Origin of the sequence: Leptolyngbya sp. FACHB-671 (assembly GCF_014695745.1) — a bacterium.
In the GTDB taxonomy this organism is placed as follows: Bacteria; Cyanobacteriota; Cyanobacteriia; order Elainellales; family Elainellaceae; genus JAAUTN01.
Window position 1 is genome coordinate 91,358 of sequence record NZ_JACJOV010000080.1, and the last position, 19,156, is coordinate 110,513.

Consider the following 19,156-nt stretch of genomic DNA (forward strand, 5'->3'; position numbering starts at 1 on the left):
ACTTCCGCTATTTTCCCAAGTTGCCTGCCGAATGCTTTGCCCCTACAGGGTTTTGTTGCCTGAGATAGATCATTAACCCAATAAATAGCCCCGTCCCCACAATATATTTCAGCAAATCGGGAACTCCAGGATTGGGTGAGAAAAAGCCTTCAATGAACCCGGCAATCACCAGCATCGGCACCACACCAAAAATCAACTCAGCCGATTGCTGAGCGTAGAGCTTCAGTGCATCAACTCGACGATACTGTCCTGGAAATAGGATGGCTCTGGCAAGCAGCAAGCCTGCTGCGGCTGCTAAAAAGATGGCGGGAATTTCTAGAGAACCGTGTGGAAAAACAAATGCCCAAAACGGATAAGCCAAATTGTTTTGCCCCACCAGAGCAGCGATCGCCCCAATCAGCGCTCCATTCAGCAGCAAAATGTAGGTGGTCAGCAGTCCAGCCGTGATTCCGCCTGCCAGAGCCATAAAAGAGACTTGGATGTTATTGATCAGAATATTGGTTGAGGCAAACGGCTCAATTCCAACAATGGAACCCATCCAAAGTTCCTGGCGATCGCGCACCTGTACAATCAAATCCTGCGGCACAATCAGCGATAGAAAAGTTGGGTCTTGCCACGCCAGCCACCAGCTGACTAACCCTGCAAAAATGGCCAAAGCCGCCGCCAGCGCAATGTAACCCGCCGATCGCTGCACCGCAGCCGGAAACCCCCAGCGATAAAACTCTAAAATGGCTTGCCATTCCTGCCGCCGTGACCCCTGATAGATTTGAGCATAGCTACGGGATGCCAAACTCTGTAAATCTTGCAGCAGCAACTGTCCGACATTTTGGCTGCGGGCCCGCGCCAAGTCTGCTGATACTGAACGATAGAGGCTGGCTAACTCTCGAATTTGATGTGCCTCAAGCGTCTTTAGCCCGCGCTTCTCAACCTGGTTAAGCAAGGCATCTAGCTGTTTCCAGCTTTTTTCCCGGCGGGCAATCCAACGCTGAATGTTCATATTTTTTTACTACTGTTGGAGGCTTGTCTCAGCGTAGCTTAGGATAGCGTCAACTTCCGCCTTCACTTCTACATACGACATTATTAAAATTACGGGTAGATTGTTTATGACTGCTAACCCCAATCCTCAAAATCTGGTGCAACCGCTCGACGTCGGTAATGTGGTCAGTGCCGGAATTCAGCTTTACCGAACTCACTTTCAGCAATACATTGGCATTTCTCTAATCGCAACGCTGTGGGCACTATTGCCCTTTTTGTTGATTATTCCAATTATCTTGTTTTACACCGCAGTTCAAGCATATTACGGCACTTTAGGATTAGTGATTCCAGCTTGGATAGTCTTGACGATCTATTGTTCGGCTAAATATTTTGCTGGAGCAGGAGCGATCGCCCGCCTCGCCTTCACCACCTTAGTTAACCAGCCTGAAAGCGTGGAAAGTGCAAAAAGATATGCCAACTCTCGCATGTGGAGCTTTTGGAATATTAACTTTTTGCTGTTGCTAATGTACTTAGGAGTGTACTTTGTGGCAGTGATTGCACTACTCATTGTCTTGGCTGCAACTGGAGCATTCAGTTTACTCACCAACCCTGATCCATTCGCTCTTGCCAGCAATCCAGGACCACTGATCCTCACTGGTTTGTTTGTCTTACTCCTGGTGCTAGCAATTGTGTTTGTGTTCGTCTGGCTCAGTTCTCGACTGGCAGTTGCCGATTTGCCACTTGCAGTCGAAAGCGGCTCGAACGCTACACAATCCCTTGGACGCAGCTGGAATTTAACTCACAAAAGTGCTTGGCGAATTGCTCTAATTCTTTTTATTGCGTTTTTGATTACGATTCCTCTGCAGGCTCTAGCTCAGATATTAGTTAGCACATTTGACTCAATCCTAGCTGCCTCATTTCCACGAGAGTCTCCCACTTTTGCGCTGTTATCCTTCTCGACTAGCTATATTTTAGGGTTGGTTGCAGGTGTGTTAGTGTTACCTCTCTGGCAAGCGATCAAAGCAGTGATTTACAGCGATTTGCGCAGCCGCCGAGAGGGGTTGGGGTTAAAGTTACGCGATTCGTAATAGGACTCCTGCGTGAATGGTAGTGCGGCTTCGCTGCGCTACTATTCACGCCTCAAAAAGTGATTCACGCAGGATGTCTAATTCACTAAAGTCTAGAAATTGCCTATTCAGGACTACACACCATGCGACTTTTTAATCGAATCACACTCTTAACTCCAGAAAGTGTAGAACTGGAGTTTACCCTAGCAGGAATCGGCAGCAGAGCCTTGGCATTGCTGATTGACTATCATATTGTCGCTTTTACGCTGATTGCTTTGTGGCTGCTTTTAGCATTGATTGCAGGGCAACTGCTCGGTTACTTGGATACCTTGGGATCAAATTATGCGGATTTACCCATTTGGCTACTGGCGATCGCCATCCTTATCACTTTTGTGATCGCCACTGGCTATTTTGTCTTCTTTGAGGTGACCTGGCAGGGACAAACCATCGGCAAACGGTTCGCTAAAATTCGCGTCATTCGGGATGATGGCAGACCTGTAGGTTTATCTCAGGCAGCACTGCGTGCTCTGTTGCGTCCGATTGATGACATCCTTTTTATTGGTGCTTTCCTGATCCTATTGGGGCAAAAGGAAAAGCGAATAGGGGATTGGGTTGCAGGAACGCTGGTGGTACAGGAAGTTCGTCCAGTAGTGAAGGCAGCGATCGCTGTTTCTCAAGAGGCAGAAAAACTGGCCGCCGAATTACCTCAAATCACTGACCTATCAAAACTGTTGCCGGATGATTTTGCCGTGATTCGAGAATATCTTCAAAGGCGAAACTTTATGGAGCACAACGCCAAAAGTGAGTTGAGTTTACAGTTAGCCCGACAAGCCAGAAACTTGATTAACCTTGAAACCATTCCTGCTGGACTCACTTCAGATGAGTTTTTGGAAGCCGTTTATTTGGCTTACCAGCAACAGGAGAGAGGAATCAGGGATGAGGGATGAGAGGCTGTCTGCTTTGCTCATTACTTCCAAGTTTTACCTTGAATGCCGTTCAGGAGGCTCTGCCACTCGTTTTCAATAGACAGAGCCTCCACTTTGCATTTCCAGGCAAAGACCTTGGAACGAGTTCTTCCCTAATTCCTAATCCCCAACCCCCAGCACACAGCCACTGCGACCAGCAATCCTTAAAGCAATCCCTTGCTCTGATCGGTTGGTTTCGGCGTTTCCATGAAGTACTCGAAGCTGGTCCGGGGATAGGTTAGTTTCAGCGATCGCCAAATTAACTTCCGCAGGAGTTGTTCCGGTGTTAACCGCAACGATTATGGACTCGTTAACCAGCGATCGCACAAAGGCATACACCATTCCTTCGGTGAGCAAGACCTGATAAGAACCGGTTCGCAAGGCAGGATAGCGATGGCGCAGGGCGACCAATTCCCGATGGTGCTTGAGCAAGTCTAGATCCCAATTTGCTTCTGGGGGAAAGCTGCGGCGAGAATCGGGATCAATGCCGCCTGCCAAGCCCACCTCATCGCCATAGTAAATGCTGGGTGCCCCTGGGAAGGTGAGCAGCAGCAGCGTTGAGAGCTTCACGCTATCGACATCGCCGCCTGCAATCGTCATCAGCCGAGCCGTGTCGTGACTGGCTAGCAGGTTAAGCTGAGTGAGTTGAATCTCCCAAGGATAAAGCTTAAGCAAATCCTGAATCTTAGCCGCATAGCCAGCCGCATCCAGTGCTGGGTAGGGGTGATAGTTGGGCGATTCAACATATTGCCGCTGAACGCGATCGCCTGCTGCAAACGCAATGGTCGGGCCAGTAAACAGATAGTTCATCACGCCATCAAACTGAGTCCCGTCGAGCCACTGGCGTGAATCCTCCCACACTTCACCCACAATGTAAGCTTCAGGATTAACGGCTTTGACGCGATCGCGAAATTCTTGCCAAAAGCCTGGAGTCTTAATCTCAAACGGCACATCCAAGCGCCAGCCATCAACGCCAAATTTAAGCCAGAATTCCGCAATCTCCATGATGTATTCCTTGACGGCTGGATTGTCATGGTTAAACACGGGCAGCGCTCGGTTGCCAACCCAGCCTTCATAGTTAGCGGGGCGATCGCCATCGTAGGGAGCCAGCGGCCAACCCTGTATCTTGAACCAGTCCAGCCAGGGTGAATAGGGCCCATTCTCCAGAATGTCATTAAAGAAGAAAAAGCCTCGACTGGCATGATTAAACACACCATCCAAAACTACTTTAATGTCGCGCTCATGAGCTTTTTGGAGCAAAGTTTTGAGCGCCAAGTTACCTCCCAACAGCGGATCAACCTGGTAATAATCGTGCGTATGATAACGGTGATTACTAGCCGACTGAAAAATTGGGGTGAAGTAAACTGCATTAACTCCCAAGTCTTGCAAATAATCTAACCGCTCAATCACGCCCCATAAATCACCACCTTTGTATCCTTGTAGGGTCGGTTCTGCTTCCCAAACTTCAAACGGAACGGTTTCCAGCACTCGTCGCAAAGGCTGAAGTCCTTTGGCAAAGCGATCGGGGAAAATTTGATAGAAAACAGCGTGCTTAACCCAGTTTGGAGTTTGAATTTGCATACGTTCAATACCAGTAATGCACTGTCCACTTGCGTCACAGCCATAGTACAAAGTCTATGTCCATCAGGCAGCATCCAAGAGGTAGAAGTGGGAAGCGAGTAATTCCCTTACTCTTTCACTCCCCTATTCCCCATCCCTCCCCATTCGCTCTACGATAAACTGACAGGCAGTCTCCCTGTTTCTCCTGGTAAGAGCTATGAAAGTAGAATTTCGCGAATATGATCCGTTCGATGTATGGATTTGGCTGGAATTTAGTACGGTTCCCTCGACAGCGGAGCAGCAATATATTGAGGAAGTGTTTAACTCCTGGTTTTTCCTGGGTAAGTTGGGCGGCTTTAATGCTGAGAATCTTCAGGTACAGGATACGGGCCTGGACATCAGCTACATGGACTATGACGGGGATGTGGCTGACAACAGCATGATGGCACTGATGCACAACATGGCTGAGTTTGAATATCAGGGTAACTGGGCCCGCTGCTGGTTTGACCTGGGGACTTCTGATGCGATCGCCCTCGACATTCTAATCAATACGCTCAACCAATTCAGCAAAGATTACGTTACCATTGAGCGTCTGATCGTTGGTGGTGAAAATATAGATTGGCCCATTCCTGCTACCAAGCGATCGTCATTTGCTGATAACAATTAGATGTCGGTTGGGTAGAACAAAGTGAAGTCCAATACTTGCTGGGATCTTGGCTGAGGTTCTGTCGGGTTTCGCTTTGCTGCACCCAACCTACAACACGGTTGCCATCTACAACAGGGTTAAATGGATGAGTTTAATTAATGAATAAGCCAGGTCGGATTCGGGTGATCACTTTAGGGTTGATTCAGGATGGCGATCGCGTCTTCGTGTCGGAAGGATATGATCCCGTCAAGCAGGAAACCTTTTACCGAGCGTTGGGCGGCGGCATAGACTTTGGCGAAACCAGTCTAGATGCACTGAAACGAGAATTTCAGGAAGAACTTCAAGCAGAGTTGACGAATATTACTTATCTGGGCTGTGTAGAAAATCTGTTTGTTTATGATGGAAAAGCTGGACATGAGGTGATTCAAGTTTATCGCTGTGGTTTTGTTGAACCAAGGTTTTATCAGCTAGAGTCACTCACTTTCTATGAAGGAACTCAGGCTCATCAAGCACTGTGGGTAAAGAGCGATCGCTTCAAAACAGGAGAATTGAGACTCGTGCCGGAAGCATTTGTGGAATATCTGTAAGGCATTCGTCAGCAAGAGCTATGCACCATCAAAGACTGGTGATCATCACCGGTGCGCCCTCATGTCTTTGAGGTGCTGTTGCATCTTCTACTGTGATAGCAACCTTTGAAACCAGTTCTTCAGAACGATAGACTCTAGGTACCGTAATAGTCTGAGAGACATTACCTTGAGCATCGACGTTTAATACCTCTGTTAAAATTGCCGACTTCGCATCCACTGTGAATGGTGCCCCTTGCTCTAGTACTGTCCACAACACATACACCTTTCCGGCAGGCAAAGGCGGCAGGTTCTTGACGGTCAAGGTTGCTTCCAGGGTGTCTGGATTGACCACAACCATTGCTGAAGCATCCTCAACTGTTTCCGTTTGCAGCACATAGGTGAGTGTTTCAGATGGCATTTCGGCTTGCGTTGCCTGGAGCGCTTGCCGTAACTGATAATTGTTGATTCCCAAAGCGACAATCACCATAGCTGCCGCTGCACCCAGTGTTTGATTCCAGGGAAATCGGCTCACTGGTTTTGCCACAGTGGTGCTGGGTCTACGCTGGGCATTCATCCCGGTAGCCTGTGCAGCCATAATTGCCGAGCGCAAATGGGGCGGAGGTTGCACTTCGACTGGCGTATAAGCTGTTTCCAAGGCACTTTGCATCTGTGTTACCTCGGCAGCGATCACAGGGTCATTAGCTAAAAGCTGCTCAAATTCCATTGCCTCGTCTGCATCGAGATCGCCCAGGACATAGCCTGCGATCATTAACTGTAAGTGTTCTGAATATTCTGAAGGCATCGACCTCGCCATAGCTGTGACTATTCCATGTAAGTTGTGAGAGTTTGACGCAATTTAAGCAGTCCTCGCCGCGCTCTAGCCTTGACGGTTCCTAAAGGAATTTCTAGGCGTTCAGCAATCTCTGACTGGCTAAATCCATCGTAATAAGCCATCTTGAGAATTTGCTGCTGGCTCTCTGATAACTGCGCCAGCGCCATGCGAACTTCTTCCGATCGTTCACCCTGAAAGACGTATTCCAATGGAGTATTGGAGTCTGTTTCCTGCGGATTTCCAGATTTCCAACGTCCTAAAAAGGACAGAGTCGTATTGCGCGATCGCACCCGGTCAATCGCTCGCGATCGCGTCAAAATCGCTAGAAACGTCCTCAGCGACCCTCGCCTGGGTTCATAAGAAGTGGATCTAGTCAGGTTCAGAAAAACATCCTGGGTCAAATCCTCAGCCTCTTGAAGATTGCCCAAGACCTTAAACGCCAGCCCGTAGACGAGTCCAGCATGGCGATCGTAGAGAACGCCAAGAGCCTCTGCACGACCTGCCTTCAAAGACAGGTACAGTTCTGCATCGGTCTGACCTGATAGAGATTCTTCTGGGCTACCAGATTGCTCAGAATGCATGACGCATATTAAGAAAGTGGGCTTTGATGGGGCTACAGCTATCCTATGCGAATTGTGACTTCTAGCGATCATTTTGAGTTGTGCAAGCAAACACAACCTTAGTACGCAGTACATAGCAAATTGGACGCACTAATTTTCTAATCTCGCTAATTAGAATGATCTGACCTTCCCTGACTTTTCAATACCGACATTTGAAACTACCTCAATTAATTTAGTAAATATCAGGTTAAAGGATATCCAAAGTTCTTGAACCTGAGTTCATCCAATACATCTCGGTGCTTCAAACGAAAAAAGTTACTCTCTACACTTCGTTTGAGATATCTAATCAAGGAGTTCAATTGTGCAGCTAAACTATCGTCATCAACCTACTTCAGACAACGTTGCTATCCCCGATCGCATCAGCACTTCAGACCTTCACTCAAAACTCATTTCAACTCACTACACCCCATCCAGACGACCCAACTTAACCGCACAGTGGATCGTTGAAGACGGCAAGCTGGTCTGTAAATGGATCGTGAATTAGTTCTGACAGTGACGAAATACCTCTCAGGATAAGTAAGTGATTTAATTAAACGTAGGATGGATTGGCAAAGCGAAATCCATCGCATCACCTTTATCCTGAAAACATCTTTTGGCTAATTGAATACTCTAATTTCAGCTTGACCAAAGATCTGGAAGTGAAAACCACAGCTTATGCTCAGTTAAACATCCCAGAGTATTGGTTAGTTGATTTGCGTGGGGATCGCCTGATCGTATTTCGCTCTCCTAAAGGCAATAAATATAAGCGAGGGATAATGTTAACCTCAGAAACGATTAGCCCATTGGCTTTTCCTGATGTGGCGATCGCAGTTTTACATTTGATAGTTTGAGGCGACAAAGGCAATACAATTGGCAAGATTTACTAAATTGTCGGTTTTCAAAAATTAAGGTATGGGAAAAGCAGAAAAAGCACTCAGGCAAATTCTGGAAACCTACGGAATCAACCAAAATCAATTAGCTGTTGCAATGGGAATCGATCGCTCCAATGTGAGCCGTTGGGTGAGTGAAGAGAGATCCAACTAGGGAAGCGATCGCAAAAGTTAAAGGGAGTTAGTATATTTACTGAAATCGGCGTCAGTTCCATTACATTGAAATGAGGACTGCACGGGGTGAAAACAGCATGACAGATATCTTTATTTCTTATTCCCGCAGGGACACTCACTTTGTCAAAACACTTCATGAAGCGCTGATTCAGCTAGATCGTGAAACCTGGGTGGACTGGCAAGACATTTTGCCTAGCGTGGATTGGATGGCGGCGATTGAGGAGGCGATCGAGGAGGCAAATACCTTTGCCTTCGTGATTAGCCCTCATTCTGTCACTTCAGAAGTTTGTGGTTTGGAAATTGCTCATGCGGTTGCACACAATAAACGATTAATTCCAGTTGTTCGCTGTGAAGCGGATGCTAAAGCGATTCCACCAGCCCTGAGTGCGTTGAACTGGATTTTCTTTCGAGAGGGGGACGACTTCAACATCGGCTTGCAGAAGTTAATTCAAGCGATGGATCTGGATTTGGAGCATGTCCGTACCCATACACGCCTGCTAATCCGGGCAAACGAATGGCATCGCAAGCAGCGAGATGATAGCTTTTTGCTGCGGGGCAGTGATTTAGAAGAGTCAGAAGAATGGCTCTCTGAAAGCACTCACCGAGACCCTAAACCAACGGAGTTACAAACTCAATACATTGTTGCCAGTCAGCAGTCTCAGAGGCGGGAGGCACAACAGTGGAAAGCACTCTATGAAGAGGCACAGCGAGAACGCAAACGGGCAGAAACTGCCGAAGCCGAAGCGCTAGATGCCCTTTCTCAAGCTTTGCTTTTGGCAGGCGATCAGCTTAAAGCATTAGTTGCTAGCGTCAAGGCAGTGAAGCTATCTCAAATGACCGGGCTGCCGCCTGAACTTCAGCGCCGAATTGGGTTAAAACTGCAACGGGTTGTTTTGGAGATGCAGGAGCGCAATCGCCTCCAGGGGCATCAGGGCGATGTGCTTCAAGTGTGCTTTCGCCCTGATGGAAAGGCTCTGGCAACGGCAAGCACAGACGGCACGGTCAAGCTTTGGCAAGTTGATGGAGCTTTGCTTCACACGCTAGAAATTGACGATGTGACGCGTATTTGTTTTAGTCCTGATAGTCGGGCGATCGCCTCAGCTAACAATCAAGGAACCGTCGAGTTGTGGTCACTCAAAGGGCAAAAACTTATTTCTTTTCAAGCCCATGCCGCAAAAATTACGGGTCTTTGCTTTAGTCCCGATGGTCAAACACTAGCCTCAGCCAGCGTAGATAGCACAATCAAACTGTGGGGGATTTACGGCAACCTGATTAATACCCTGGAAGGACATCAGGATTGGATTACGAGCATTAGTTTCAGTCAGGATGGCAGCATCTTAATTTCATCCAGCGCTGACAAGACAATTCGGCTCTGGCAGCCAGACGGAACTTTAATTAGACAACTAACTGCTCACGACACCTGGGTAACCGATGCAAGCCTCAGCCCTGATCGACAAGTTCTAGCCTCAGCCAGTGCTGACAATACCATTAAGCTGTGGAACCTCGATCGCGAACCCAAAACCCTCAAAGGACATACAGCCTGGGTAACCTGTATCGAATTTAGCTCGGATGGTCAAACCCTCGCCTCAGCCAGCATCGATCATACAATTAAGCTCTGGCATCTCAGCGGCAAACTGATCAAAACCTTTCGAGGGCATACAGCGTGGGTGACAAATCTCAGCTTTAGCCCCGATGGTCAAACTCTTGCCTCCGCTAGTGCAGATCGAACAGCAAGGCTGTGGCATTTGGGGCAAGAACTGCACACGCTTAAGGGACACAGTGCCGGAATCACCAGCATTGACATTTCGAGCCAAGAAATTCTCGCATCCAGTGGCACCGATCGAATCATTAACCTCTGGAGGCTTGATGGCTCTCTCTTCAAAACCTTCAAAACCTATAGCGCCAGGGTTATGAACCTCCGTTTTAGCCCTGATGGACAAATTATTGCTTCAGCGAGTGCTGACGGAAAGATTAAACTTTGGAATTTAGAGGGTGCCTTAGTTAAGACTCTGGAAGGACATTTTGATGTAGTAAACAGCATTAGTTTTAGTCCAACAGGTCAATTAATCATCTCTGGCAGTCAAGATGGAACGGTAAAACTGTGGAATCTAGAGGGGGCACTCATTAAAAGTTTCGGAGATCATAAGGGACAAGTTTCCAGTGTATGTTTTAATCACGACGGTCAACTGTTTGCCTCAACTGGTTCTGATGGCACAATTATTCTGTGGCGGGCTGACGGCACGTTGTTGAAAACTTGGAAGGCTCATAACTCTAGAGTGAATGCTGTCTTTTTTAGCCCTGATGGTCGGCTGCTGGGTTCCGTGAGTGCAGACAATACGGCTAAGGTGTGGGTTCTAAAACAAGGTTTACTTAAAACTTTCTCTGGACATACCCAGGAACTCACTTCTGGTTGCTTTAGCCTGGACGGTCGATCGCTTGTTACTGCCAGTGCCGATAAAACGGTGAGAATATGGAGACTTCACAGCAGAAATGTCCAGGTTCTCACAGGGCACCTGTATAGTGTCACGAGTGTTTGTTTTAGCTCAGATGGTCGGATGCTAGCAAGTGCCAGCCTGGATAAAACAGTGAAGTTGCGGACATTTGAATCTGATGAGGTACAGGTTTTGGAAGAGAAGGTCTCGGTAGAAAGTGGCGATCGCCTTTCTCCTTTAGAGGTTCAACCCACTGAAGTTGAACCCTCCATCAATGTAGAGGGTTTATCAGAAACATCTATAAATCGATTGCTGATTCAGGCGAGTAATTGGTTGCAAGATTACTTAAAAACCAATCCCACTGTGGAAGAGGGCGATCGCCATCTGTGTGATGATATCAATCAACCTTGATTGATTACAGGCTTGTAGGTGCGATCGCCGCTATGCATTCTCATGTTCTAAAGCAGAGAGGCGATCGGAGATTCGAATTTCCGTTGCAGGCTCCGAACTAATGAGAGGAAAAGATGATCAGCAAGCTTTTGTACTCCAAAATCATACAAGTCTAGCAGGAAAGCAATCTCATTCTCTTGGATAAATGGCGTTTTGAGGCCATGCAACCCCGTCGAGCGTGTTGCCCAGTAATGTGGTGAAGGGAGTCACTGTACATTCAGAATATACGCCTGCACGATAGTAGGGTGAGTTTTGGATCAGTTCTAGTGCTGCTTCAGGATCTTGTTGCTGAACGAAATACAGGCGATCGCTCGGTGTGTTTGCTCTGCCATTGCCATAGAGCTGTCCTGCATAGCTGATGTGGTCTAAATGCAGTTCAAGATAGCGGAGATATCGGGGTCCAATGGTTGTGCGTAAACTCTCGGTATTAGGGGCAGTCGTACATTGAACCAGTTGAGTTTCAATGGCTTCTACCTGCCTTGGGCGACCCATCCAGTCAAGCGTAGCTTCTTGCGGAATGCCTAATTCGCCAACGTCCAATTGCACCAACTCTGGTTCAACAATATCTTCCTCTGAACTCGCCGAAAAGATGCCCCCATCTCCAACCACATAGATGCTATGGCGATCGCTTTCATTCACTCCAAAAGCTAGCGCCGTACTTCCAGTTACGCCTTGCTCAGCTGTCGCGATGGTGCGGTGGTTACCATCCGGTGACAGCACTACAACTGAGTTGAAAATGTGGGTCGTGCCGTAGAGATTCCCTGTTGCAGAAAAAGCAAAATCATCCAGCACAATTCCTGAAAAAATCACTTCTGGTTCACCTGGAGAACCATCATCCTGAATCGGAACGCGAGTGACTGTTCCCTGACCCGAATTGGTGATATAAACTGCACCCTCAAAAAGTTTAATGCCGTTTGCACCCGGAATTGTCGGCATATCAGGGTTGGGGTTAAGGCTATCATGTCGTAACCAGGGCACAACCTGTTGAGTTTGTCTGTCAAACTGCCAAACCGTCCCGGACGTAGAGTCGGCAATCAGGAAAACTCCCGGACGAAACAAGGCTAACCCATTTAAAAAGCCTGCTTCTGGAACGGCTAACTCATACTCAAGGGTGCCATCTTCTGCAAACTCAAAGATATATTGCTCCCCTGTCTCTGCATGTCCTGTCGCGATTAGGGTTCCGTTGACATCTATACCTAGTCCAGCTAGCCCAACGTCTACTTGGCTAAAGATATCTGCCTCACCATTGAAGGTGCGACGAATAATTTGTCCTGTTTTGTTCTCTGTGATGTAAATCGTGCCGTCTACATCAATAACAATATTTTCAAGAAAGTATCCCCTTGGATAAGTTGCTAATGTCCTGGCAGGAACAAGCTCAACTGGAGGCTGAGCCAAAGGTGGTGAAACATTCTCTTCCGGCTCAGAGGCTAGGGAAAACGGTGATAGCGCGATCGCCAGACCTACTGCGCCTAGCATCAGCACAACATTATTGCGAAAATTCATAGATTTACCTGATAAAAGTTATTTTTGATTACTACAGTGCTGGAAAACCCTGGCGAGATACAAGCTTGGGCTCTAGGTGTGTTTCTTAGCAAAGTAAGTCGAGATGTGGCGATCGCTAAAGTTCTTCAACTTTCCTTAAGGAAGTGAACTCATTTACTTCATTGCGGTTGAAATCCTAATCAAATGATAAGGATGAAAGCTAGCAAAATGATAGAACTCACTGCTGGTTCTAGAGTTAGGTAGAAGCCTGGTCAGGTAGCAGGCATGACGTTTATGAGATTTCCCTATGATGAACCCAGCTTTGCTAACCGTGGGATGATGGTTATGATTTTTATTTGCACCTTTACTCCCTCACTTCCATGTCAATCCTTCAACTGATCGAACCCGAGATTAAAGACTTAGGCGGATTTATTGCTCGTCGCAGTCTGCCTTATCCCAATCATCAAATGGTTGGTCCGTTTATCTTTTTTGATCAGCTTGGTCCGTCTGTATTACCTGCGGGTAAAGGCATTGATGTGCGACCGCATCCCCACATCAATCTAGCAACGGTGACTTACTTGTTTGAAGGAGCGTTGATGCACCGCGATAGTTTGGGCACGGTGCAGGAGATTCAACCAGGTGCAGTGAATTGGATGACTGCAGGAACCGGGATCGTTCACTCAGAGCGATCGCCCGATGCAGATCGTCGCCAGGAAGCTACGATTCACGGTATCCAAACCTGGGTTGCTTTGCCTGCTGAGCACGAAGAAACCGATCCCGAGTTTACTCATTATCCGGCTGAGGTCATGCCCACCTGGGCAGAAAACGGCGTAGTGATAAAACTCATTGCTGGACAGGCATCCGGCTATACCTCGCCTGTGAAAGTCTTTTCACCTATCCTCTACTTGGATATGAACCTGTCTGCCAACACTCACTTTACTATCCCCACAGATTACTCAGAACGGGCAGTTTATGGTGTGACTGAAGGGCTTAGCCTGAATGATGAACCGTTGGCTCCCTATCACCTCGCTATTTTAGAACCAGGAAGTGAAGTAATCATTTCTTCCACAGCTGATGCGCGATGTGTGGTGATTGGAGGAGAACCATTGGGCGATCACTACAAATGGTGGAATTTTGTTTCCAGCCGACCTGAGCGAATTGAGCAAGCTAAAGCCGACTGGCGTGATGGTCACTTTGCGACTGTACCCGATGAGACAGAATCCATTCCTTTACCCGAAGTGGTGACAGAGGCAAATCCTTTCTCCTAAAAGGAACCCTTACTTGGACACTTCCTGCGCCGAAAGTTCTGGCAGTGGGCAAACCCCATTGACTTCAAAGATGGCATTCCAAAACTCGCGAGAGTCGAGTTCTTTACGCTGGTGAGTGGCGATCGCCTGAAATAGCTGAGTCGTCGTCACCAGACAATAACCAAACAATTGCTGGGCTGCGCGAATGCAATTAGAGGGAAAAGGTTCATTCCTTTGCTCAGGGGGTTGAGTGTAGTATGTATTGGCGATCAGAATGCCTTTGCCGCGCCAGTTTTGGTTTAGCATCAGGTCACGCACATATTGGTCAAGCTGACGCAAATCGTTGAGTGGCAATTCGCCTGCTCTGGTTTTCACTAGTAACATTCCTTCTCGACCTGACGGATCGGTCAGGTGCATGATGCCTCCACTAGAAGTGCTATCAGCCCCAATTTTGGCATCGCTCACCTGCGCCCCTAGTTCCCGTAAGGCATCACACACAATTAGCGTCAGTGCTTCCTGGTTTTGCTCATACAGCAATCGGTTAAGGCTAGTGGTAGCTTCAAGCTGCTTTTGCGCTAAGGCGATTTCTTGCTGGAGCCGCTCAATTTCTTTTTGGCGCTCGTTTACTTGGGCAGCGATCGCCTGCTGTTGCGGCAGTTGATAGGTCGCTACCCACTCTGGCGTAGCCACGTCTACCGCTCGTCGATAGCGTTCACGCAAAATCAGGCTAATTGCTTCGTCGGCTGAGATCTCAGTCGGTGGCGGTAGCCAAACCGCAACTCCAGAGGTAAGCAGTGGCTCTACCCCAGCATCCTTTCCTCTACGAGCTGGTAACGCTCGACTGCGATCGACATAGCCTGCCCGAAAAATTAGCTTAAAGGCGATCGCTTGGTTGAAGCGAGTGTGGGCGATCGCTCCCATACCCACCTGCAAATTATTTGCCCAGGGATGCACCACTCGCAGGTAGCCTGCTAATCCCATAAAGTGAGATTTGAATGAAGGCGTAGCGTAAAAAAACCAGCGCCGTACATGCTCAAAATAGTAGGCAAACTCTGGTTTGATATTGCGAATCACCTCTCCAGAATTAAACACAAACTCAGGAGTGACGGGCAACCACCAGCTCGTAGATTGATACAAACTATTGTTGGCATCCACGCCCGGAAGCCCAATGCAAATGACTTCACTATTGGGGCTAAACAACAATCGAGCAATCTGCTGCCAGGTGGGAAGCCGTTCTGCTCTGATGCCAAAGTTAGATTGTTGCTCTAGAAATGAAACCAGGTTGAGGATGATGACATCGTAATCGCCCACGTTCAGATATCCTGGCAAATCATTCCAGGCAAACGCATCAACAGACTGCGTGTGCAGCGCTGAACCGAGTACCAGAATTCGCTTTTGAGCAAGCTGAAGGGTTCGGGGTTGAGTTGGCGCGACTGTCGATACCTGCACCGGAGTAGCTCCAAACGAAGGGTCTTAGCCAACAAATGTTACAGCATAGACTCTAATTTATAAAATTGTGACACTCAATTTTATTTTGTTTATTCAGAGAATTTTTGATATGACAGAGTAGAAGGGACGAAACGCGATCGCCCCTCGCCCCTTCAGCAGCTTTACTCCTTTCCCATTAAAAGACTAGGGATGTACCCCCGCGACGTGAGGGTACATCCCTAGTCTTTTAGTACTTAATCTTTAACCGAGAAGGGAGTAACTATAAGGCGCTATAAAATTACATCTCTACTAGTTGGACTGATGGTGATCGCCTCTCTTCCTTCCCATAAACATTGCACCCATTGCCACTAGCCCAAGGGTCAATGCAGGTTCTGGCACCACAATAGGGGAGTAGGTAATGCCGATCGGACGTTTCAAATTTGGATTTGTGGATACAAAGATAGGTCCAGTTTCACCCATACCAGGCAATGGATCGCCCGTCTCTCCATCAAACCGCAAAATTGCGCCCTGGTTGCCCTTAGTAAAATCAAACCCAACGCTGTATAACGTCCCGTTTGGGTCAAAGGTAAGACCTCCAACGAAATTGTTGCTGGGGGTTGTACCCGTGTAATTGGTTGATAGAGTATCGACTAAACTGCCCGTAAGCAAGTCATAGCGGCGAATATCATTTGCAAAATCGCTGACAAAGAGATCTCCATCTGCGCCAAACTCCAAACCTAGGAGACTCACGAAGCCAAAACTATCTGGCGATGGTGTAGGTTGTGGCACAAACACATCTGGTTCTGGTGCAGCCGCGAAAATGTTGTAGCGCAACACCTGACTTTCAAACAAGAATTCAATTCCACCTTTACCATCGGACACGCTGCCCTGAGTCGTGACGTAAAGGTTGCCATCTTCGTCAAACAACAGATCGTTTGGTCCATTTAGCCCATTCGCTGTACCCGCACCAAAAGCAAACACATCCAGAAACTTACCCGTGGTGCCATCAAAGCGCAGAATTTCATCAGAACGGAAACTGCTGACGTAGAGATTGCCGTCGGGACCAAAAGCATTGCCGTAGGGGCGGAGAAGGACTCCTCCCTGGTCAAATCTGCCTAAGAAATCTCCCGTTTTGCCATTGAACTTCAAAATTGCGCCAGAGGTTTCGGTTCCACTGCTGACATAAAGGTTGCCATCGGGACCATAGGTCAGGTCATCTGGGGACGTTAAGCCCCCTGTACCCGCAGCGATGAACTCGCCGCCAAATCTACCTGTGCGTTCGTCAAAGATGACAACGTTGTTGCCCTCCGTATTGCCAACCAGCAAAGCTGCGTTTGCGCCTGACACACCACAGGTTAGTGAAGCTAAGGTTCCTAAAAAGATAGAAGTTTGGACGCTAAGTAATTTTTGGTTAATTAAACGCATTATTTCTAGAAGGAGACAGCGCCCAATTATCCAAGCCAGTCAAAGTTATAAGTGTTTGTCGAGCTACAAATCTCTAGAAATTTACTGATGCTTCATCTTGTGTGAAGGTTATACCAACCCTCTTTCAAAGCTACATATTTTAGGACTGTCCGTGCACTTCGGAATACGGCACTGCTGATCTGATGTATGAATTTCGTAGGGGCATGGCATTGTGTTACCCGACAGAGGGAATTGAGATCCGTGAATCGTACCCGCATTCAACGACGTCCAAAACACATAGTTTTTACATAGAAACTTGCTCCGTAGATGAGTAGCTTAAAGCCAACTATATGAAGCCGCTAGAAACGTAACGCTAAGAACCCCAGATTCTCCAAGAATCTGGGGTTCTCAAATCTACCCTAGATATAGGATGAGCGTTTTCCCTTCGAGTTATTCGGCATATTCGCTGAGGAACAGCTGATAACGATAGGTACCCTGGCTGGGACCAGCAAAATCGCCAATCCAGATGCGGTAGGTACCAGCGGGCCAGGCACCAGAGACTTCAGGCATCAAGCCATTCACATCATCTGAGCAGTAGCGACCATCTGGGCCTTCAACTAGCATCGTTACATCTCCCGGAGCTTCTACATAGGCACGGAGATAGCTAAATCCTTCGTTGACGGTGAGAACGTGATCTGGAGCGTTATCAGCATCTACATAGCCACAGTCAGAGGTAGAACGACCGCCTCCAGACATGCCTGTACCGATTTGGGGGTCAGGCAAGAAACCAGGAGTCAGGCTGAACGAACCGTAATCCTGAGCTTTAGCTTGTTGTGGTAGAGCGAAAACAATGCCAGCACTCAAAGCACAGGTGGTTAAAGCGATCGCAGAATTCTTGAGGATGTTCATAGTTCGGGAAGGTTGTCTTAAGAATCAGGTGTTCATGATTAATAGCACAGTAAAAAACAGGTGGGTGTCGTTTGTTACAATTGCTGCGTGATGATTTGGTTAAGCAGCTTGAAGCAAACGTGAAGCTGAAAAGTCAAACTGTTGACCATCTTTTTGCAGTTAGAGTTTGAGAATAAGTTGAACTAACGCAATTCGAGATGTTCCTTCTTTTGACTTTTAGTAGATGGTTGATTGTCCTGCTGTGCTATTGATATTGGGAACTACACTGGCTACCAGAGCTTTTCCGGTGGCGTAAAACATCCAATAAAATTGCAGTTTTATGCAATGCATTAGAAGAGATTTAGATATATTTTGGAAGAAGAATTATTTTTTATATAAAGGCTTGTTAAAGTCTTTATCTACATAAAAAAATACTGAGGAAGCGATCGCCCCTCAGTATAGATAAAGTATTGTTCTATTCAGTTAACAGATAAATATCTTGAACTCGGTGTAATTACGGTTAACCGAGAATCGGCTATTTGCTCTTTGCTTTGACTTTCTCTTGGATAGTAGCCCCATCCTTGCTGGTAGTCTCAGAAGCCTGCAGGTGAGCTTCCAGGAACCAAAGGCGCTTATCGATTGTGCGGGAAACCTCGGTGTAAAGGTCAGCTGTATCGGCATCCCCTAAGTCGTCAGTTTGGGCGATCGCTTCCCGCAAAGACTTAGCATAAGGGGCAAAGCGATCAGCCAGCGCCACAATGTGGTCTTTCCCGCTTAGAATGTCAAACGGATATTCTGCCAAGGTTGACTGATTGGCAGCAACGCGAGCCGTTCCAAGCGCCAAACCGCCCAAGGCAGTAACCCGCTCAGCAAACATATCAGTGTACTCTTCCAACTCCGTGGCCATCTCATCAAATAGCTCATGAAGCTGATAGAAGTCCATCCCTTTAACGTTCCAGTGAGCCTGTTTGACCTGAGTCTTGAGATCGAGTGTAGAAGCCAGGGTCTGATTTAGAATGGCAATGACTTGAGTACGAACCTCAACGGAAATATCAATGCGAGTCGGATAGAGAGTCTGGCTACGACCATTAGTACTCATACGCCTGTGTCCTGGTAAGACGGTTAGATCATCAACATTAGTCGAAAAGCAGGCGTTGACGAAACCGTATGCTTAGAGGACGTAGGTCAAGGAGCAATCTTTCTTTTAGTAGGGGCTGATAGGGAGGTGGGAGTGATAGGGTGATGCGTTTATCTACTCCGTTATCCTACTTCCCCACTTTATCTACGGGAGGCTTTCCCAAGCCTGGGCAACAATTTCACTTAGCCACACCCTGCTTTGCCAGTCGAGTAGGCTGTCATCCGCTAAAACTTCGGCTCTCAGATCTTCTAAAGATTGCCCCTTAGATCGAGCCACGCCGATGACTCCAGCGATCGCGGCTGCAATTAATTCTTCATCTACACGCTGCTGTCTAAGAGCAACAACTTCTTGAGGGCTAGCCGGAATGGGATAATTCATAGCTGGTTAATAAAACGTTCACTCCTTTAACAAAT

19 protein-coding genes are annotated in these 19,156 nt (G+C 47.5%); 9 read left to right on the forward strand and 10 right to left on the reverse strand.

The window, feature by feature from the left end:
- Positions 1 to 7: 7 nt before the first annotated feature.
- Positions 8 to 997, reverse strand: coding sequence for a stage II sporulation protein M (locus H6F93_RS10245; RefSeq protein WP_190680376.1), 990 nt, complete (start codon positions 995 to 997; stop codon positions 8 to 10).
- 106 nt (positions 998 to 1,103) lie between these two features.
- Between H6F93_RS10245 and H6F93_RS10250 the strand changes: the two genes are divergently transcribed.
- Both H6F93_RS10250 and H6F93_RS10255 read left to right on the forward strand, forming a co-directional pair.
- The gene (locus tag H6F93_RS10250) at positions 1,104 to 2,063 is read left to right on the forward strand and encodes a glycerophosphodiester phosphodiesterase family protein (RefSeq protein WP_190680378.1); all 960 of its coding nucleotides are present in this window, start codon (positions 1,104 to 1,106) and stop codon (positions 2,061 to 2,063) included.
- A gap of 122 nt (positions 2,064 to 2,185) precedes the next feature.
- Positions 2,186 to 2,989 (forward strand): RDD family protein, encoded by an 804-nt coding sequence (locus H6F93_RS10255; RefSeq protein WP_190680380.1) that lies wholly within the window; start codon positions 2,186 to 2,188, stop codon positions 2,987 to 2,989.
- 138 nt (positions 2,990 to 3,127) lie between these two features.
- On the opposite strand, the gene H6F93_RS10260 is transcribed toward H6F93_RS10255, so the two are convergent.
- The gene (locus tag H6F93_RS10260) at positions 3,128 to 4,588 is read right to left on the reverse strand and encodes a glycoside hydrolase family 13 protein (protein WP_190680381.1); all 1,461 of its coding nucleotides are present in this window, start codon (positions 4,586 to 4,588) and stop codon (positions 3,128 to 3,130) included.
- Positions 4,589 to 4,784: 196 nt separating this feature from the next.
- On the opposite strand from H6F93_RS10260, the gene H6F93_RS10265 reads away from it, so the two are divergent.
- Both H6F93_RS10265 and H6F93_RS10270 read left to right on the forward strand, forming a co-directional pair.
- Entirely contained in the window at positions 4,785 to 5,234 is a 450-nt protein-coding gene (locus H6F93_RS10265; protein ID WP_190680384.1) for a DUF3531 family protein, read from the forward strand.
- 137 nt (positions 5,235 to 5,371) lie between these two features.
- On the forward strand, positions 5,372 to 5,800 hold the full coding sequence (locus H6F93_RS10270) for an NUDIX hydrolase (protein ID WP_190680385.1): 429 nt from the start codon (positions 5,372 to 5,374) through the stop codon (positions 5,798 to 5,800).
- Between the two features lie 28 nt (positions 5,801 to 5,828).
- Here the strand turns inward: H6F93_RS10270 and H6F93_RS10275 are convergent, their stop codons facing one another.
- Both H6F93_RS10275 and H6F93_RS10280 read right to left on the reverse strand, forming a co-directional pair.
- Positions 5,829 to 6,593, reverse strand: coding sequence for an anti-sigma factor (locus H6F93_RS10275; protein WP_190680387.1), 765 nt, complete (start codon positions 6,591 to 6,593; stop codon positions 5,829 to 5,831).
- Positions 6,594 to 6,601: 8 nt separating this feature from the next.
- A complete protein-coding gene (locus tag H6F93_RS10280) occupies positions 6,602 to 7,192 on the reverse strand; it encodes a sigma-70 family RNA polymerase sigma factor (protein ID WP_190680389.1) in 591 nt (196 codons plus the stop codon).
- A gap of 340 nt (positions 7,193 to 7,532) precedes the next feature.
- Here H6F93_RS10280 and H6F93_RS10285 point away from each other — a divergent pair, with 340 nt between their 5' ends.
- From H6F93_RS10285 to H6F93_RS10300, 4 genes are all read left to right on the forward strand, one after another.
- Complete coding sequence (locus H6F93_RS10285) at positions 7,533 to 7,715, forward strand: hypothetical protein (RefSeq protein ID WP_190680391.1); 183 nt, start codon at positions 7,533 to 7,535, stop codon at positions 7,713 to 7,715.
- 61 nt (positions 7,716 to 7,776) lie between these two features.
- Positions 7,777 to 8,061, forward strand: coding sequence for a Uma2 family endonuclease (locus H6F93_RS10290; RefSeq protein WP_190680393.1), 285 nt, complete (start codon positions 7,777 to 7,779; stop codon positions 8,059 to 8,061).
- Positions 8,062 to 8,122: 61 nt separating this feature from the next.
- Entirely contained in the window at positions 8,123 to 8,254 is a 132-nt protein-coding gene (locus tag H6F93_RS10295; RefSeq protein ID WP_190680395.1) for a helix-turn-helix domain-containing protein, read from the forward strand.
- A 97-nt stretch (positions 8,255 to 8,351) separates the two neighbouring features.
- Positions 8,352 to 11,117: a WD40 domain-containing protein gene (locus tag H6F93_RS10300; protein ID WP_206755720.1), complete on the forward strand. Its 2,766-nt coding sequence runs from the start codon at positions 8,352 to 8,354 to the stop codon at positions 11,115 to 11,117.
- Between the two features lie 168 nt (positions 11,118 to 11,285).
- Here H6F93_RS10300 and H6F93_RS10305 read toward each other — a convergent pair whose 3' ends face one another.
- On the reverse strand, positions 11,286 to 12,659 hold the full coding sequence (locus tag H6F93_RS10305) for a YciI family protein (protein ID WP_190680400.1): 1,374 nt from the start codon (positions 12,657 to 12,659) through the stop codon (positions 11,286 to 11,288).
- A 359-nt stretch (positions 12,660 to 13,018) separates the two neighbouring features.
- Here H6F93_RS10305 and H6F93_RS10310 point away from each other — a divergent pair, with 359 nt between their 5' ends.
- Positions 13,019 to 13,906, forward strand: coding sequence for a pirin family protein (locus H6F93_RS10310; protein WP_190680403.1), 888 nt, complete (start codon positions 13,019 to 13,021; stop codon positions 13,904 to 13,906).
- A 9-nt stretch (positions 13,907 to 13,915) separates the two neighbouring features.
- Here H6F93_RS10310 and H6F93_RS10315 read toward each other — a convergent pair whose 3' ends face one another.
- The 5 genes from H6F93_RS10315 to H6F93_RS10335 all read right to left on the reverse strand — a co-directional run bounded on the left by H6F93_RS10315 (position 13,916) and on the right by H6F93_RS10335 (position 19,121).
- A complete protein-coding gene (locus H6F93_RS10315; protein WP_190680405.1) occupies positions 13,916 to 15,334 on the reverse strand; it encodes a hypothetical protein in 1,419 nt (472 codons plus the stop codon).
- Between the two features lie 288 nt (positions 15,335 to 15,622).
- Entirely contained in the window at positions 15,623 to 16,738 is a 1,116-nt protein-coding gene (locus H6F93_RS10320; protein ID WP_190680408.1) for a Vgb family protein, read from the reverse strand.
- A 429-nt stretch (positions 16,739 to 17,167) separates the two neighbouring features.
- Complete coding sequence (locus H6F93_RS10325; protein WP_190680410.1) at positions 17,168 to 17,626, reverse strand: hypothetical protein; 459 nt, start codon at positions 17,624 to 17,626, stop codon at positions 17,168 to 17,170.
- 514 nt (positions 17,627 to 18,140) lie between these two features.
- Positions 18,141 to 18,704, reverse strand: a complete 564-nt coding sequence (dps, locus tag H6F93_RS10330) for a DNA starvation/stationary phase protection protein Dps (RefSeq protein ID WP_190680413.1) — start codon at positions 18,702 to 18,704, stop codon at positions 18,141 to 18,143.
- A 183-nt stretch (positions 18,705 to 18,887) separates the two neighbouring features.
- Positions 18,888 to 19,121, reverse strand: a complete 234-nt coding sequence (locus H6F93_RS10335) for a hypothetical protein (RefSeq protein WP_190643520.1) — start codon at positions 19,119 to 19,121, stop codon at positions 18,888 to 18,890.
- Positions 19,122 to 19,156 lie beyond the last annotated feature (35 nt).